General features: G+C 28.7%; 1 protein-coding gene. It reads left to right on the top strand.

What is annotated here, in order from left to right; all coding sequences use genetic code 11:
* Window positions 1–199: 199 nt before the first annotated feature.
* A partial coding sequence (locus ACF91D_RS31790) for an MFS transporter (protein ID WP_392438704.1) occupies window positions 200–481 on the top strand: 282 nt, incomplete at its 3' end.

Raw genomic sequence — 481 nt, 5'->3', positions numbered from 1 at the left:
ATATTAAGTAGCTTAGAAGCATGGTTGAGACTCTGATGTTCAGCAACTTTTATGAAATCCTCTATGTATTCAATATTCATATATTACTCCCTCTATTAACTTTTCTTTAATACCACTCTTAATGTATTCATTATTCCATTAATTACAATATAATACTACGCTAAAATACATAAATATATTTGTTAGGAATGATTAAATCATGAAGAAAATTTGGATTTTAACATTAGGTATGTTTGCCTTAGGGATGGATACTTATATTGTGGCTGGACTATTACCTGATATGGGAAAGAGTTTTAATAAAAGTAGTGCTGAAATAGGGCAAGGCGTTACTGTTTTTACCTTATTTTTTGCTTTATCAGCCCCATTTTTTTCAACTATACTAGCTAAGTATTCTGTGAAAAACATTCTTTTACTGGCTTTATTAACTTTTGGATTAGCTAATTTGATTACTATGCTATCTCCAAACTATTCAATATATATC

Source organism: Staphylococcus sp. 231237_7MaSpsaltlick (assembly GCF_043107035.1).
This window is presented reverse-complemented; position numbering and strand designations above follow the sequence as displayed.